Below are 16,943 nucleotides of genomic sequence, written 5' to 3' on the forward strand. Positions count from 1 at the left end.
CATGACCACCAGCACCGGCCTCGACCGGGACACCCTCGACCTCATGCTGTCCTCGCTGGACGAGTTCCTCGCCCAGAACCTGCCGGAGAGCCGCCGGCTCGACCTGGACCTCGACGACACCTGCCCCGAGGAGACCGTCCGCGCGATGTGCGGCGAGGACCTCGGCGTGCACCTCGTCTTCGTGCCCGAGGAGTACGGCGGGCTGGGCGGCGGCGCGTTCGACTCGTACCGGATCTGCGAACGGATGGCGCGCACCGACATCGGCGTCGCCACCGCGGTCTTCGCGACCTTCCTCGGCAGCGACCCCATCCTCGTCGGCGCGACCCCGGAGCAGCGCAAGGAGTGGCTGGGCCGGATCGCCGAGCAGGGCGTGCTGTTCGCGTACGGCGCCACCGAGCCGGAGGCGGGCAGCGACCTCGGCGCGCTGACCACCACCGCCACCCCGGTCGAGACCGACGGCCGGGTCACCGGCTACCGGCTCTCCGGGCGTAAACAGTGGATCAGCAACGGATCCATCGCGGACGTGACCACGATCCTCGCGCTCGCGCCGGGCGGCCCGTCGTGGTTCGTGGTCGAGCGGGGCACCCCCGGCTTCTCGGCCGCCCCGCCCGAGGACAAGCACGGGATCCGGCTGTCGAACACCGCCGCGCTGTTCCTCGACGACGTCCTCGTGCCGGCGGACAACCTCGTCGGCCGCGTCGAGGGCCGCGGGCTGGTCCAGGCGCAGCAGGTCTTCGGCTACACCCGGGTGATGGTCGCCGCGTTCGGGCTGGGCGGCGGCTGGGAGGCGCTCGACCGGGCCGTCGCGTACTCCACGAACCGCATCCAGGGCGGCACGCCGCTGGCCGGCAAGCAGGGGTACACCCACAAGCTGATCGTGCCGTACGTGGCCCGCCTGGAGGCCGCCCGCGCCTTCCTCGAGGAGACGTGCGCGCGGCTCGACGCCGGTCACGGCGCCGACGGGGCGCTGAACACCGAGGGCGCCATCGCGAAGTACCTCGCCACCGAGGCGGGCAACGCCGCGGCGGAGGCGGCGATCCAGGCACACGGCGGGTACGGCTACACCCGGCCGTACCAGGTCGAGAAGATCAAGCGGGACGTCCGGATCACCACCATCTACGAGGGCACGTCCGAGATCCTCGAGATGACCATCGCCCGGGACCGGTGGCAGCAGCACCTGAAGACCGCCGGCCGCTACCACCGCGACCTGGCGCGTGAGCTCGCCGGGCTGCCCGCCACGACCGGCGCACCGGCCGCCGCCCTCGCGCTGGACTGCCTCGCCGCCGTGCTGGACGCCTGCCGCGCCGGCCGGCTCACCCGCAGCCAGCACGTCCTGCTGCGGCTCGGCGAGCTGATCGCGTACGCCGAGAGCGCCGGTGCGCTGGCCCGCCGGGCCGCCGCGGCCGCCGCCGGCACCCTGCCGGAGAAGGCGGACCGCAGGTTCTCGCCGGCCGCGCTGGCCGCGATCAGCCGGGTGACAGCCCGCGACGCCGCGCTGAAGGTGGCCGAGGAGGGCCTGCGCTGGGTCGTCGGGGCGAACTCCCTCGCCGACCCAGCCGCCGCTCTCCCCCTGGACGAGGTCCGCGCCGCGCAGGCGGGACTGCTCGCCGACATGGACGCCATCGCGGACGCGCTCTACGACCGCACATCCCCTCTGGAGGCCGCGTCATCATGACCGCCGCAAGCTTCGCGCCCGCTCCCATCGCCGTCGTCGGGCTCGGCGCCGTCATGCCCGACGCGCCCGACGCCGCCACGTTCTGGAGCAACATCAAGGGCGGCCGGTACTCGATCAGCGACGTGCCGACCGAGCGCTGGGACCCCGCCCTCTACTACGACCCGGACCCGCACGCCCCGGACAAGACGTACTCGCGCATCGGCGGCTGGGTCCGCGACTTCGAGTGGGACCCGCTGGCGTGGCGGCTGCCCGTACCGCCGACGGTCTCCGCGCAGATGGAGGAGGGCCAGAAGTGGTCGGTGGCGGCCGCCCGCTCGGCGCTGCTCGACGCCGGCTGGCCGGACTGGACCGTGGACCCGGAGCGGGTCGCCGTCGTCATCGGCAACGCCATCGGCGGCGACAAGCAGTACCGCACCGTGCTGCGGGTCGAGTTCGCCGAGCTGGCGCACCGGCTGGGCACCGCGCCCGCCTTCGCGGCACTGCCGGAGTCGGTCCGCGCGCAGATCCTCGCCGAGACCCGCGAGGCGGTCCTGGCCGGCCTGCCGGAGATCACCGAGGACACGATGCCGGGTGAGCTGGCGAACGTGATCGCCGGGCGGGTCGCCAACCTGTTCAACTTCCGCGGTCCCAACTTCACCACCGACGCGGCCTGCGCCTCCGGGCTGGCCGCGATGTCGGCGGCGGTCCGCGGGCTGCAGGCCGGCGACTTCGACGCGGCGGTCACCGGCGGCGTCGACCGCAACATGAACGCGGCGGCGTTCGTGAAGTTCTGCAAGATCGGCGCGCTGTCGGCCACCGGCACCCGGCCGTTCGACGCCGGCGCCGACGGGTTCGTGATGGGCGAGGGCGCGGCGCTGTTCGTGCTCAAGCGCCTCGCCGACGCCGAGCGCGACGGTGACCGCATCTACGCGGTCCTGCTGGGCCTCGGCGGCTCCAGCGACGGCCGCGGCAAGGGCATCACCGCACCCAACCCGGTGGGCCAGCGCCTCGCGGTGGAGCGGGCGTGGCAGATCGCCGGGCTGAACCCGGCGCTGGCGACCTGCGTGGAGGCGCACGGCACCTCGACGCGGGTGGGCGACGCCACCGAGCTCGGCAGCCTCAGCGACGTGTTCGCCAAGGCGGGCGCGGAGACCGGCACCATCGCGCTCGGCTCGGTCAAGTCGAACATCGGCCACCTCAAGGCCGCCGCGGGCGCCGCCGGCCTGTTCAAGACCGTCCTGAGCCTGCACGAGAAGGTGCTCGCCCCGAGCTTGCACTTCGACCAGCCCAACCCCAACGTGGACTGGGAGGCCATCCCGTTCCGCGTCAACACCGAGCTGCGCGAATGGGCGGCGCCCCGCGACGGCGTACGGTGCGCCGGGGTCAGCGCTTTCGGGTTCGGCGGCACCAACTTCCACGCGGTCGTCGAGGAGTACGTACCCGGACGGCACCGCCCGCCCGCGCAGACCGCCCGCTCGTACGCCGGGGTGGACGTCCCCACCGCGATGCCGAAGGCTCCCCTGCGGGGCGCCGCGGTCGTCGGCGGCCGGGACGACGCCGAGGTCGCCGAGCGGCTGAGCCGGCTGGCCGCCGAGGCCGCCGCCGGCCGGGCCCCCGCACCCGCGGCTCCCGATCCCGCGTTCGCCGGGGCGGCCGTGCGGGTCGCCATCGACTACGCCGACGCGGCCGACCTCGCGGCCAAGGCCACCAAGGCGGTCGAGGCGCTGCGGGCCGGCGACCCCGCGCGATGGCGGCTCCTGCGGGCGCAGGGCGTCTTCGCCGGGCGCGGCGCCCCGGGCCGGGTGGCGTTCCTCTACACCGGGCAGGGCTCGCAGTACGTGAACATGCTGCAGGACCTGCGCTCCCGCGAACCCGTGGTGGCGGGCGCCTTCGCCGAGGCCGATCGGGTGATGGAGCCGCTGCTGGGGCGGCCGCTGACGGCGTACATCTTCGCCGACGGGGCCGACGAGGCGAACCACAAGCGGCTCGAACAGCAACTGATGCAGACCGAGATCACCCAGCCGGCGGTGCTCGCCACCGACCTCGCGCTGACCCGGCTGCTGGAGACCTACGGCGTGCGCCCCGACCTGGTGATGGGCCACAGCCTGGGCGAGTACGGCGCCCTGGTCGCCGCCGGCGCGCTGTCGTTCGAGGCGGCGCTGGAGGCGGTCAGCGCCCGGGGCCGGGAGATGGCCGGCCTCACCATGGCCGACAACGGCGCGATGGCCGCCGTGTTCGGCCCGCTCGACGAGATCGAGCGGATCGTGGCGCAGACGCCCGGCTACGTCGTCGTCGCGAACATCAACAGCACCCGGCAGGCGGTCGTCGGCGGCGCCACCGAGGCGGTGGAGCAGGCCGTCAGGGCGTTCCAGGACGCGGGGATGAACGCCACCCGGATCCCGGTCAGCCACGCCTTCCACACCTCGATCGTCGCGCCGGCCGGTGAGCCGCTCAAGGCCGCCCTGCGCCGGCTGGACGTCCGGCCCCCGGCGCGCCCCATCGTCTCCAACGTGACCGGCGAGTTCTATCCCGCCGACGCGGACGTCGAGACCATGCTGGACCTGCTCGGCCGCCAGGTCGCCTCCCCGGTGCAGTTCATCAAGGGGCTGCGCACCCTGTACGCCGCCGGCGCCCGGGTCTTCGTGGAGGTCGGCCCGAAGAAGGCGCTGCACGGGTTCGTCGAGGACGTCCTCGGCGACGACGTGCTGGCCCTGTTCACCAACCACCCGAAGACCGGCGACGTGGCCTCGTTCAACCAGGCCCTCTGCGGCCTGTACGCGGCCGGCCTCGGCTTCGGCCGGCAGGCCGCTCCCCGCACCCCCGAGCCCGCCACCGTGACCGCGCCGGAGAGGACCCCGATGACCACCGACCGATATGTCGAACTGGGCCGCCTGTTCGCCGACGTCCTGGAACGCGGCATGAGCGTCTACGCGGGCGCCCGGACCGCCGATCCCCCGGCCGCGAGCCCCGAGCCGGTGGTGGTGACCGGCGCCGCGCTCGGCCTGCCCGGCGGGGAACGCGTCTTCGACGACGAGAACGTGGCCCGCATCCTGTCCGGCCGGCAGTTCATCGACACCGTCCCGCACCGGCTGCGCCGCGCCATGGTGGACCGGCACATCACCCGGCTGGTCAAGCGCGAGTCCGGCGACCCCACCTTCGAGACGATCGACAACGAGGCCGACGTCATCAAGCTCGCCGGGCGCGGCGCGCCGGTCGACGTGGTCAACGAGTTCGGCGTGGACGCGGCCCGCGACGAGGCGCTCGACACCTCGACCCGGCTGGCCATCGGCGCGGGGTTCGACGCGCTGCGCGACGCCGGCATCCCGCTGGTCATGCACTACAAGACCACCACCCTCGGCACCCGGCTGCCCGACCGCTGGGGCCTGCCCGCCGCGATGCGCGACGACACCGGGGTGATCTTCGCGTCGGCGTTCCCCGGCTACGACAACTTCGCCCGCGACGTCGAGCGGTACGTCACCGACCGGGGCCGCCGCGAACAGTTGCTCGCGCTCGAGGCGATCCGGGCCCGGCTGGGCGACGACGCACCGGCCGCCGCCGAGGTGGACCGCCGCATCGGCGAGCTGCGCCACGTGCTGGCCCGGGATCCGTACGTCTTCGACCGCCGGTTCCTGTTCCGCTGCCTGTCGATGGGGCACTCCCAGTTCGCCGAGCTCATCGGCGCCCGGGGCCCGAACACGCAGATCAACGCCGCCTGCGCGAGCACCACCCAGGCGACCGCGCTGGCCGAGGACTGGATCCGGGCGGGCCGGTGCCGCCGGGTGGTCGTGATCTCCGCCGACGACGCCACCTCCGACGCCCTGCTGCCCTGGCTGGCGTCCGGCTTCCTCGCCTCCGGGGCGGCCGCGACCGACGACATCGTGGAGGAGGCCGCGACCCCGTTCGACCGGCGCCGGCACGGGATGATCGTCGGCATGGGCGCCGCGGCGTTCGTCGTGGAATCGGCCGAGGCCGCCCGGGAGCGGGGCCTGCAGCCGATCTGCGAGGTGCTCGGCGCGGTCACCGCGAACAGCGCCTTCCACGGCACCCGGCTCGACGTCGACCACATCGGCCAGGTCATGGAGCGGCTGCTCGGCCAGGCCGAGGCCCGCGGCGTGCAGCGGCACGCGATCGCGCCGGCGACCGTCTTCGTCTCGCACGAGACGTACACCCCGGCCCGCGGGGGCAGCGCCGCCGCCGAGATCAACGCGCTGCGCCGGGTGTTCGGCGCCGACGCCGACGCCGTCGTCATCACCAACACGAAGGGCTTCACCGGGCACGCGATGGGCGCCGGCGTCGAGGACGTGGTCGCGATGAAGGCGCTGGAGACCGGGCTGGTGCCGCCGGTGCCGAACTTCAAGGAGCCCGACCCCGAGCTGGGCCGGCTCAACCTCTCCACCGGTGGCGCCTACCCCGTGCGGTACGCGCTGCGGCTGGCGGCCGGCTTCGGCTCGCAGATCGCCATGTCGCTGCTGCGCTGGACGCCGCTTGCGGACGGCCGGCACCGCTCGCCCGACGAGCTGGGGTACGCGTACCGCATCGTGGACCGGGCGGCCTGGCAGCGCTGGCTGTCCGAGATGGCCGGCCCGGACGCCCGGCTGGAGGTCGTGCAGCGCCGCCTGCGAGTCGCCGACGTCGGCGCCCCGGTCACACCGGTCGCGGAGCCCACGCCTATCGTGCAGCCGGCACCAATCGCGCAGCCCGCACCAATCCCGCCGATCGTGGAGCCGGCGCCGGTGGCCGTCGCGCCGCCGGTGGTCGAGGTCCCGCCTGCCCAACCCGAACCCGAGCCGGTGGTCGCGGCGGCGCCCGCGGGCGACGAGGTCACCGACGCGGTCGTGGAAATCGTGTCCGGGCTGACCGGCTACCCGCCCGACCTGCTCGACGTCGACCTCGACCTGGAGGCCGACCTGGGCGTCGACACCGTCAAACAGGCCGAGGTCTTCGCCGCCGTCCGCGAACGCTTCGGCGTCGCCCGCGACGACGAGCTGCGGCTGCGCGACTTCCCCACCCTCACCCACGTCATCGGCTGGATCCGCGGGAAGACCGGCGCCACCGCCGACGAGCCGGCGCCCGAGGTGCCGGAACCCGAGGTGCCGGAGCCGCCGGCCGGCGACGAGGTCACCGACGCCGTCGTGGAAATCGTGTCCGGGCTGACCGGCTACCCGCCCGACCTGCTCGACGTCGACCTCGACCTCGAGGCCGACCTGGGCGTCGACACCGTCAAACAGGCCGAGGTCTTCGCCGCCGTCCGCGAACGCTTCGGCGTCGCCCGCGACGACGAGCTGCGGCTGCGCGACTTCCCCACCCTCACCCACGTCATCGGCTGGATCAGGGAGAAGACCGCCACCCCGGCCGCCGCTGCCGAGCCGGCCACGGTGGAGGCCGTCGCACCGCCCACGGCCACCGACGGGATCAGCCGGCGGGTGCCCGTGCCCGCGCTGCGCCCCGACGCGGCCGCCTGCGTCCCCACCGGCGTCACCCTCGACGGCGGCACCCGCGTGCTCGTGCTGCCCGACCAGGGCGGCGTCGGGGACGCCCTGGTGACCCGGCTGACCCGCCTGGGAGTCCAGGTCCTGACCGTCGATCCGGACGACCCCGGACCCGGGCTGGACGAGGCGCTGTCCGGCGGCCCGGTGCACGGCGTGTACTGGCTGGCCGCGCTCGACGACGAGGGCCCGCTCGACGGGCTCGGCCTCGACGGCTGGCGGGCGGCGCTGAACCGGCGGGTCCGCGCGCTCTACACCACCATGCGGCGGCTCTACGACGGCAGCCCGTTCCTCGTGACGGCGACCCGGATGGGCGGCTACCACGGCTACGACGAGGCCGGCGCGACCTGCCCGCTGGGCGGCGCGGTGACCGGGTTCGCGAAGGCGTACCGCCGCGAACGGCCCGGCGCGCTGGTCAAGGCCGTGGACTTCGCGGCCGGCCGGAAGACGGCGGCGCCGGCGGACCGGCTGGTGGACGAGACGCTGCGCGACCCCGGATGCGTCGAGGTCGGGTACGCCGACGGGCGGCGCTGGGGCGTCGGCCTGGCGGACCGCCCGTTCCCCGCCGCGACCGCGGAGCTGGGCCCCGATCAGGTCTTCGTGGTCACCGGCGCGGCCGGCAGCATCGTCTCGGCGATCACCGCCGACCTGGCGGCCGCCTCGCGCGGCACCTTCCACCTGCTCGACCTGACGCCCGAGCCCGACCCCTCGGATCCGGACCTGCTCCGGTACGCCGAGGACCGGGACTCGTTCAAGGTGGAGCTGGCCGCCCGGCTGCGTGAGCGCGGCGAGCGCCCCACCCCGGTGCTCATCGACCGGGAACTCGCCCGCTTCGAACGGCTGCAGGCGGCGCTGACCGCCGTACAGGCCGTCGAGCGGGCCGGCGGATCGGTGCACTACCACGCGGTCGACCTGACCGATGCGGGCGCCGTCGAGAAGGTCATGGCCCAGGTACGCGACACCAGCGGCCGGATCGACGTGCTGCTGCACGCGGCCGGCGTGGAGATCAGCCACGCGCTGCCCGACAAGGAGCCGGCCGAGTTCGACCTCGTGCTCCGGGTGAAGGGCGACGGGCTGTTCACCGTGCTGCACGCCGCGCGCGGGATGCAGCTGGGCACGGTCGTCGCGTTCAGCTCGGTCGCCGGCCGGTTCGGCAACGTGGGGCAGACCGACTACAGCGCCGCGAACGACCTGCAGTGCAAGGTGCTGAGCAGCCTGCGGCGCAGCCACCCCGGCGTACGCGCCCTCGCGATCGACTGGACCGCCTGGGGCGACATCGGGATGGCCACCCGCGGCTCCATCCCGCAGCTCATGGAGCGGGCCGGGGTCGAGATGCTCCCGGCCGCGACGGGCGTGGCCTGGGTACGCCGCGAGCTGACCTGTGTCACCGCCGACGCCGAGGTGGTCGTCGCCGGGGCGCTCGGCGCGATGGCGGCCGAGTACCACGCGACCGGCGGGCTGGACGTGGCGACGTTGCCGGCCGGCGGCCCGGTCGCGACGGCTCCGGCGGCCCTCAGCGTCCACGAGGGACTCGTCGTGCACACCACGCTGGACCCGGCGGCCACGCCGTTCCTGAACGACCACCGCATCGACGGCACCCCGGTGCTGCCGGGCGTGATGGGCGTGGAAGCCTTCGCCGAGGCGGCGCGCCTGCTCGTGCCGGACCGGCACGTGGTCGCCGTCGAAGACGTGGACTTCGTGGCGCCGGTGAAGTTCTACCGCGACGAGCCGCGCACGCTGCGGGTCACGGCACTGCTGCACCCCGACGGCACCGACCTGCTCGCCGAGTGCCGGCTGTCCACCGAACGGACGCTGCCCGGCACCGGTGAGGTTCAGCGGACGGTCCACTTCACCGGGTCCGTACGCCTGTCGGCGCAGCCGTACGAGCCCGGGCACGACGACGGCGAGGTACGCCCCCAGCCGCCCGAGCTGACCCCGGACGACGTGTACCGGCTGTACTTCCACGGGCCCGCGTACCGGGTCGTCGGCTGCGCGTGGCGGCAGGGCGACAGCGCGGCGGCCCGCTTCGCCGACGGCCTGCCGAGCCAGGCGGACGCCCCCACCGTGACCGCGCCGCGCCTGGTGGAGCTGTGCTTCCAGACCGCCGGGCTGTGGGAGGCCGGGCGGCAGGGACGGCTGGCGCTGCCGGCACACGTCGACGCGGTCCGGCTCGGCACGGCGCCGGCGGAGGCCGCCGGGCTGCTGGCCGTGGCGCGGCCCGACGGGCGTGGCGGCTTCGACTGCGTGGTGCGCGACGAGGGCGGCGCCGTGGTGCTGCGGGTCGACGGGTACCGCACGGTGCAACTGCCCGACCCGGTGCCGGACGAGATCCGTGCCCCGTTCCGTTCCGTCATGGACAGCTGAGGAAGGACGGACGCCATGCTGCCCCCCATCCGGCGGCTGGCCATCGCGAACCGCGGTGAGCCGGCGATCCGCGCCCTGACCGCCGTACGCGAACTCAACCAGCTGGGTGACCGGCCGCCGATCACGACGGTGGTGCTGCACACCGATCCGGACGCCGACGCGTGGTTCGTGCAGGAGGCCGACGAGGCCGTGTCGCTGGGCTCGGCGACCTGCGCGGACCCCGTCACCGGCGAGCGCCGGTCCCGCTACCTCGACGAGCCGGCGGTGCTGGACGCGCTGGTCCGCGCCGGCGTGGACGCGGTCTGGGTCGGCTGGGGCTTCCTGTCGGAGCGGGCCTCCTTCGCGCAGCTCTGCGAGGAGGCCGGGATCGCGTTCGTCGGCCCGGACAGCGCCACGATCCGGATGCTGGGCGACAAGGTGGCCGCCAAGCGCGTGGCGCAGCGGGCGGGCGTACCGGTGGTGCCGTGGAGCGACGGTCCGGTCGGCGATCCGGCGGAGGCCCTGGCGCAGGCCGGGCGGATCGGGTACCCGCTCGTGCTCAAGGCCGCGGCCGGGGGCGGCGGGCGGGGCATCCGGCTGGTGCACTCCGCGGACGAGCTGCCGGCGGCGTTCGCCTCGGCGCGCGAGGAGGCGCGGCAGGCCTTCGGCGATCCGACGCTGTTCCTGGAGAAGCTGGTGCCGAGCGCCCGCCACGTCGAGGTGCAGGTGATCTCGGACGGCCGGGGCACCACGTGGGCGGTGGGCGTTCGCGACTGCACCCTGCAACGCCGGCACCAGAAGGTGATCGAGGAGTCCGCCTCGACCGTGCTGGACGCCGCGGGCGAGGACGCGATCCGGGCCGCGGCGGTCCGGCTCGCCGACGCCGCCGGCTACCGCAACGCGGGCACCGTCGAGTTCCTCGTCGACCCGGACACCGGCCGGTTCCTGTTCCTGGAGGTGAACACCCGGCTGCAGGTGGAGCACCCGGTGACCGAGGCGACCACCGGGCTGGACCTGGTGAAGCTGCAGCTGCACGTGGCGGCCGGGGGCCGGCTGACCGGAACGCCGCCGCCCGTGCGGGGTCACGCGGTGGAGGCTCGGCTGTGCGCGGAGGATCCGGAGGACGGCTTCGCTCCCGCGCCCGGCCGGCTCGTCCGGCTCACCCTGCCGGCCGGGACCGGCGTCCGCGTCGACCCGGGGTTCCGCGAGGGCGACCGGATCCCGCCGGACTTCGACTCGATGATCGCGAAGATCGTGGCCTGGGGGCAGGACCGGGCGGAGGCGCTGTCCCGGCTCCGCCGCGCCCTGGACGACACCACGGTGGTGATCGATGGCGGCACCACCAACCGGTCCTTCCTGCTGGGCCTGCTCGGCCGGCCCGAGGTGCACGCCGGGCGTTTCGACAACCATTGGCTGGACCGGCTGACCGCCGACGGCGCCCATCTGCCCGCCCCCGATCCGGTGGCGCTGCTGGCGGCCGCCGTGACGTCGTACGACCTCGATCAGGCGGCGGAACAGGCCGCGTTCCACGCGCGGGCGCGGCGCGGCGGGGCGGAACCCGCGGCCGAGGTGGGACACCGCTGCCGCCTGCGCTACCGCGGTCAGCACTACGACCTGCGGGTGTACCGGACGGGGCGGTGCACGTACCGGATCACCGGCGGGACCAGCGCCGCCGACCTCACGGTGGAGCGGCGCGACGGCCACCAGCTGCGCGTGCGCGTCGCCGGCCGGCCGTACCGGATCATCGCGGTCGTCGAGGGCGCCACCCTCCGGCTGGACGTCGACGGCCGGTCCCATGTGATCTCCCGCGACGACGGCGGCGTGGTCCGCAGCGCCGGCCCGGCCTTCGTGGTGTCGGTGCTGGTCGCCCCGGGCGACCCGGTGAGCGTGGGACAGCCGCTCGCGGTGCTGGAGAGCATGAAGATGGAGTCGACGGTCACCGCCCCGTTCGACGGGGTGGTCGCCTCGGTCGAGACCGCCGAGAACGTCCAGCTCGACGCCGGGGCGCCGGTGGTCCGCATCCGCCCGGACAGCACCCGGACGAGCATCGCGGGGGCCCGGCTGGACCTCACCGGGCTGGTCGCCGTCGAGCCTCCGGGCACCCCGCCGTGCGAGCGGGTGTACGCCGCCCTGCGCGGCTACCTGCTCGGTTACGACCTCGACCCGGCGTCCGTCCGGGCGATGATCACCCGCCAGCGCCGCCTCGGCGAGGTCTCGCCGCCCGCCGATCCCGGCCTGCTGCGGTGCGAGAACAGCCTGCTGGACCTGTACGCGGACGTCGGCTCGCTGTACCGGCCGCGCGGCCCGGTCGACCCCGACGACGCGGCCACCGGCGGCAGCGCCCAGGAGTACCTGCTGTCGTACCTGCAGTGGCTGGACCCGGACCGCGCCGGGCTGCCCGACGAGTACCGCCACCGCCTGGAGCGGGCGCTGCGCCGGTACGACGTGGCCGGCCTCGACCGCACCCCCGAGCTCGAGGAGGCGGTGCTGTGGATGTCCCGCTCGTTCCGCCGCGTCGGCGAGCTCGCGCCGGTGATCACCACCATCCTGACGCGGCGGCTACGGCACCACGCCGACCTGGCCCGCCACGCCGACGCCGGCACCCGCGGCCGGCTCGACCGGCTCGCCGCCGCCGCGCAGGGACACCATCCCGTCATCGCCGACCTGGCGCGCGACGTGCGCTACCACTACCTCGACGAGCCGCTGCTGGACGACGTCGTGGCCCAGGAGTACGCCCGCGTGGAGGCCGACCTCGACGCCCTGGGCGACGGCGCGCCGGGCGAACGGATCGAGCGGCTCGTCGGCTGCCCGCAACCGCTGCGGGGCACGCTGCTGCGCCGCTGGCGGGACACCGCCGACCCGGCTGTGCGCAGGACCCTGCTCGAGGTGTACACCCGCCGGTTCTACCGGATCCGGGCGCTGTCCGACGTACGCGTCACCGAGGTGGACGGGTGGCTGCTGTGTTCCTCGGACTACGGCGTGGACGAGCTCGCGGTGCATCTCGTGACGGCGTACGCGGCGCTGACCGAGCTGCCCCGGCTCGCCCGGGCGGTGGCCGCGCACCTGCGCACGGCCGGCGCCGGGCGCGAGGTGGTGGTGGACGTGGCCACGTGGCGGCACGGGCAGCCGGCCGACACCGAGGCCGTCGTGGAGGAACTCGGCAAGCTCCTGCCGGACTGCGACTTCGGCCGCCCGCTGCGGCGCCTCGACGTGACAGTGACCATGGTGGACGGTTCCGCCCCGGAGCGGTTCCGGACCCATCACGTCACGTACCGGCAGAGCGACGGGGACTTCGTCGAGGACCGGCTGTACCGCAACCTGCACCCGATGCTCGCCAAGCGGCTGGACCTGTGGCGGCTGGGCAACTTCCGGCTCGAACGGCTGCGCTCCGCGGAGGACGTGTACCTGTTCCACGGCGTCGCCCGCGACAACCCGAAGGACCATCGGCTTTTCGCCCTCACCGAGGTGCGCGACCTGCGGCCAGCCCGGGACGCCGGCGGGGCGATGCGGTACCCGAGCCTCGAGCTGATGGGCCTGCGCGCGCTGTCCGGCATCCGGGAGGCACTCACCGCTCTCGGTACGGACCCGCCCGCGGCCAACCGGATCGTGCTCTACGTCCGGCCGCCCTGGGACCTCACGCCGGACGCGTGGACCGAGCTGGTGCGCTCGCTCGCCCCGCTGGCGATCGGCGCCGGCCTGGAGAAGGTGGTGCTGCGGGTACGCCGGCCCGACGGCAGCGACACGGTCCTGCACGTGGAGGGCTGGGGCACCGGGGTCACCGTGCGCGAGCGGCCGCCGGGGCAGGAGCCGATCCGGCCGCTGACGCCGTACCGGCAGAAGGTGCTGCGGGCGCGGCGGTTCGGGGCGCCGTACCCGTACGAGATCGTGCGGATGCTCACTCCCCCGCCCGGCGCCGTGGCGCGGTTCCCGGTCGGCCGGTTCACCGAGTACGACCTCGGCGAGCACGGCGAGCTGGCCGAGGTGTCCCGCCCGTACGGCCTGAACAGCGCGAACATCGTCGTCGGCGTGCTCAGCAACGACACCGAGACGGTGCCCGAGGGGATGGCCCGGGTGGCGCTGTTCGGCGACCCGACCCGGGGCCTGGGCAACCTCGCCGAGCCGGAGTGCCGGCGCATCATCGCGGCCCTGGACCTGGCCGAGCGGCTGCGCCTGCCGGTGGAGTGGTACGCCCTCTCCTCCGGCGCCAAGATCGCGATGGACAGCGGTACCGAGAACATGGACTGGATCGCCGCGGTGCTGCGCCGGCTGATCGAGTTCACCCAGGGCGGCGGGGAGGTGAACGTCATCGTCACGGGCATCAACGTGGGCGCGCAGCCGTACTGGAACGCCGAGGCGACGATGCTCATGCACACCCGCGGGATCCTGGTGATGACGCCGTCGAGCGCCATGGTGCTGACCGGCAAGCAGGCGCTGGACTTCTCCGGCGGGGTCTCGGCCGAGGACAACTTCGGCATCGGCGGCTTCGACCGCATCATGGGCCCGAACGGGCAGGCGCAGTACTGGGCCGCCACGCTGGGCGACGCCTGCGACATCCTGCTGCGCCACTACGAGCACACGTACGTCGTACCGGGCGAGGCGTACCCGCGCCGGCACGCCACCGCCGACCCGGTGGACCGTGACGTCCGCACCGCCCCGCACGCCGCGGTGCCCGGTACGGACCTGACGTCGGTCGGCGACGTGTTCTCCGCCGAGCGCAACGCCGACCGCAAGAAGCCGTTCGACATGCGGTCGGTGATGCGGGCCGTGACCGACGCCGACGCGGCGCCGCTGGAGCGCTGGGCGTACTGGCGCGGCGCGGAGATCGCGATCGTGTGGGACGCCCGGATCGGCGGCATCCCGGTCTGCCTGCTGGGGCTGGAGGCTCACACGGTGACCCGGCGCGGGTTCGTGCCGGCCGGCGGCCCGTCGGCGTGGACGTCCGGCACGCTGTTCCCGCAGTCGTCACGCAAGCTGGCCCGGGCGGTGAACGCCGCGAGCGGCAACCGGCCCCTGGTCGTGCTGGCCAATCTGTCGGGCTTCGACGGGTCACCGGAGTCGATGCGGCGCTGGCAGCTGGAGTACGGCGCCGAGATCGGCCGGGCGATCACCAACTTCCGCGGCCCGATCGTCTTCGTGGTGGTCTCCCGCTACCACGGCGGCGCGTTCGTGGTGTTCTCCAAGGCGCTCAACGAGCGGCTGGAGATGATCGCCGTGGAGGGCTCGTTCGCCTCGGTGATCGGCGGGGCGCCCGCCGCCGCGACGGTCTTCGCCCGGGAGGTGACCGCCCGCACCGGGCGCGACCCCGGGGTGCGCGAGGCGGCCGAGCGGCTGCGCGTCGCCGCCGACCCGGAGGCGGGAACGTTGCGGGCCCGGCTCGCCGAGATCACCGCGACGGTACGGTCGGCGAAGCTGGGCGAGGTGGCCGACGAGTTCGACAGCATCCACACGGTGCAGCGCGCGATGGCGGTCGGCTCGGTGGACCGCATCATCAGCGCCGAGCGGCTCCGCCCGGATCTCGTGGCGGCCCTGGAGCGGGGGATGACAGCCAGGAGTGCCGCGGCGCCACGGTAGCGAGGGCGCCCCGCCGGTCGAGGTGGATCGGCGGGACGTCCGGCGCCGGGGTCACGACGGTGATGACGAACGCGCCCTCCCGCCGCCACCAGCCGGTCAGCGGGGGGCCGCCGGCCACGCGTACGCCCAGCGCACCCCAGCCGTCCCCGCCGGCCGGATCCGGGGTGACCTCGACGCTGCGGGTGTCGCGCCGCAGCCCGGTCCGGAGCACCTTCAGCGCGCTCTCCTTCGCCGACCAGATCAGGTTGGCCGCGAGCTCGTCCCCGGCGGCCAGGCGCTGTTCGGCAGCGGTCAGGTAGTCCCGGACGAACGCCGGGCTGCGCGGCTCCACCAGCTCCAGGTCGCAGCCGGCCCGCCGGCCCACGACGCAGACGGCCCAGCCGGCCCGGTCGGCGAGCGACACGTCGAAGCCCGGCGCCGCGCCGTCCACGAGCAGGTACGGCGAACCGTCCGCCGCGTTGAGCACCTCCACCCCGGCCAGCGCCGCCGGCTCCAGCGACCGTCCCAGGACGAGGCTCGCCGCGTGCTTGCCCGCCAGCCGGCGCAGGAGGTATTCGGTACGCCGCTTGGGAAAGCGCAGCGCGGCGGCACGGGCGGTCTCGACGGGCGAGAGCCACTCCTCGCCGTCCGGCAGGGACGTCTCACCCCGCGCCAGCCACCACGTCACGGCGCCGGCTCCGTGGCGGCGAGCAGCGCGCACAACTCCTCGTGCACCGCGGGGTGGTTGAGCAGGTCGAAGTGGTGCAGGCCGCCGAGGTGGCGGTCCGTCGCGGTGCCGGGCGGGAGCCGGTGCGGGTGCCCGGCGCCGACGGCGCTGCGGTACGGCACGATCAGGTCACCGAGGACGGTCGCGAGGGGGTTGTCGTGCTCCCGGGTGACGGTGGCGCCGACGAAGTAGTGGTCGGCGTGGGGCAGCACCGGCTCCTCGGTGCAGCAGTCGCTCGGCAACGCCTCCGGGTCGGCGTCGCGCCAGTCCTCCTCCACCAGCGCCCCGTACCCGAGGTCGTGGACGCCGGCGCTGCGCCCGCCGAGCAGCCGGGCGACGGGCCGGCTCTCCGGGAACCGGGCCAGCAGCCACGCCGCGCTGTGCACACCCCGGGCGAGCGGCGCGCCGAGATGCGGGGTTCCCAGGCAGACCACGTGCCGCACCGCCGGCACCCACCGGTGCCCCGCGGCCGCGCCCTGCCGGCCGGCGCTGCGGATCACGAGGCCGCCCATCGAGTGGCCGACGAGGGTCAGCTGTTCCACCGGAACCGGCCACGACGCGACCAGCTCCTCGAGGAGCGCGGCCAGCGCCAGCCCGTTGTCCGACACGTGCAGGCCGCTGTTGTACCTCAGGTCGACCGCGGTGCAGCCGAGCTCGCGCTCCAACCGCGAACCGAGCGTCGGGCGGGCCCCGAGGGACCAGTACTCCTCGGTCTCGCACAGGCCGTGGACGAACACCGCGAGGTGCGGGCTCGCCGCCGGGAAGGCAACCCGCAGCGCCTCGGTGGTGGGCGCGATGTCCTCGTCGCCGGACCGGACCGTCATCGGCGTCGCCAGCTCCGGGTGCCGGGCGTCGAGCGTGTCGCCCCACAACCCGTTGAGCACGGCGAGCGTGAACCGGCCGGACCGATGGCCCGACAGCGGGGCACGCTCGGGGCGCCACCCGTAGCCGACGGCGACGCCGATCATCCGGGGCAGCACGGCGTGGGCACCGCGGACGGTCGCGTACACGCCCTCGGAGATCAGGCCGTGCACGACGCGGACGGGCTGCCCGACCGGTCCCACGGCGGCGAACACCCGGCCGGCGACCGCGCGGTGGGTGTCCCGGACGACGCCCACCGCACCGGCGAGGGCGTCACCGACCACCCGTCCGGCGGCCCGGATCTCCGCTTCGCTGCCCATCG

The 16,943-nt window shown here is 74.8% G+C and carries 5 protein-coding genes; 3 read left to right on the plus strand and 2 right to left on the minus strand.

Features of this window, described 5'->3' with window-relative positions:
• The first annotated feature begins 1 nt into the window (after position 1).
• The 3 genes from IT780_RS17120 to IT780_RS17130 are packed head-to-tail and all read left to right on the plus strand — an operon-like array spanning position 2 to position 15,054.
• Positions 2-1,675 (plus strand): acyl-CoA dehydrogenase family protein, encoded by a 1,674-nt coding sequence (locus IT780_RS17120; protein WP_199512558.1) that lies wholly within the window; start codon positions 2-4, stop codon positions 1,673-1,675.
• Positions 1,672-9,504, plus strand: a complete 7,833-nt coding sequence (locus tag IT780_RS17125; protein WP_199512559.1) for a type I polyketide synthase — start codon at positions 1,672-1,674, stop codon at positions 9,502-9,504. Before IT780_RS17120 ends, IT780_RS17125 begins: the two co-directional genes overlap by 4 nt.
• A 15-nt stretch (positions 9,505-9,519) precedes the next feature.
• Complete coding sequence (locus tag IT780_RS17130; protein WP_199512560.1) at positions 9,520-15,054, plus strand: ATP-binding protein; 5,535 nt, start codon at positions 9,520-9,522, stop codon at positions 15,052-15,054.
• Here the strand turns inward: IT780_RS17130 and IT780_RS43150 are convergent.
• Both IT780_RS43150 and IT780_RS17140 read right to left on the minus strand, forming a co-directional pair.
• Positions 14,972-15,721, minus strand: a complete 750-nt coding sequence (locus IT780_RS43150) for a 4'-phosphopantetheinyl transferase family protein (RefSeq protein ID WP_199512561.1) — start codon at positions 15,719-15,721, stop codon at positions 14,972-14,974. The genes IT780_RS17130 and IT780_RS43150 overlap by 83 nt on opposite strands.
• Complete coding sequence (locus IT780_RS17140) at positions 15,718-16,941, minus strand: esterase/lipase family protein (protein WP_199512562.1); 1,224 nt, start codon at positions 16,939-16,941, stop codon at positions 15,718-15,720. The genes IT780_RS43150 and IT780_RS17140 overlap by 4 nt, the downstream gene beginning before the upstream one ends.
• Positions 16,942-16,943 lie beyond the last annotated feature (2 nt).

The sequence above is a fragment of the Nucisporomicrobium flavum genome, assembly GCF_016464385.1.
GTDB lineage: Bacteria > Actinomycetota > Actinomycetes > Mycobacteriales > Micromonosporaceae > Actinoplanes > Actinoplanes flavus_A.